1 protein-coding gene is annotated in these 888 nt (G+C 78.9%); it reads right to left on the bottom strand.

The annotated features are described in order from the left end of the window. A partial coding sequence (locus PYV61_RS25940) for a serine/threonine-protein kinase (protein ID WP_275836782.1) occupies nucleotides 1-866 on the bottom strand: 866 nt, incomplete at its 3' end. Between the last annotated feature and the right edge of the window lie 22 nt (nucleotides 867-888).

The following is an 888-nucleotide window of genomic DNA, read 5'->3' as shown; positions in this document are numbered from 1 at the left end:
TCCGCGCGCGCCGCCTCGGCGGCCGCGTCGGCGCGCGGCTCGCCGGCCAGGCGCCCGGTGAGGAGCACGTGCAGCAGCACGCCGAGCGCGTACACGTCGACCGCCGTGGAGGGGGGCGCGCCGCGCCGCTGCTCCGGGGCCGCGTAGGCCGGCGTCATCGGGTCGGCGCCCGGGCGCGTGCGCAGGTCGTCGGGCGCCGCGTCGGCGTCGAGCAGCTTCGCGATCCCGAAGTCGAGCAGCTTGGGCGCGCCGTCGTCCGAGACCAGGACGTTCCCCGGCTTGAGGTCGCGGTGCACCACGAGCCGCGCGTGCGCGTGCTGCACCGCGTCGCACACCGATCGGAACAGCCGCAGGCGCGCGTCGACGGGGAGCGCGCGGGCGTCGCACCAGGCGTCGATCGGCGCGCCGGCGACGTACTCCATCGCGAACCACGGCACGCCGCCGTCCACGCCGCCGTCGAGCAGCCGCGCGATCGCCGGGTGGTCGAGCTGCGCCAGGATGCGCCGCTCGTCGCGGAAGCGGCGCGCGCCCACCGCGTCGAGCGCCACGGCGCCGTGCATGAACTTGAGCGCGGCCCGCATCGGCAGCTCGGCGTCGGCGCGCTCGGCGAGGTGCACGACGCCCATCCCGCCGCGCCCGATCGGGCGCAGCAGCCGCCACGCGCCGACGCGGTGCCCCGCCGGGAGCGGCGGCGCGTCGTGGTCGGCGACCTGCGCGGCGCCGGTGGGGGGGGAGGCGGGGGGCGCCCACGACGGGGCGTCGTCCGCGCACCCGCGCAGCCACGCCACCGCCGCGTCGCGCAGCGCCGCCTCGCCGTCGCACCGCGCCGCCGCCAGCGCGTCGCGCGCAAGTCGGATCGTAGCCATGTCGTTCTGTGAGCCAAGGAGT

It is taken from the genome of Roseisolibacter sp. H3M3-2, assembly GCF_029211165.1.
Taxonomy (GTDB): domain Bacteria; phylum Gemmatimonadota; class Gemmatimonadetes; order Gemmatimonadales; family Gemmatimonadaceae; genus Roseisolibacter.
Note: the sequence above shows the minus strand (reverse complement) of the source record. Positions and strands in the feature narration are given on the sequence as shown.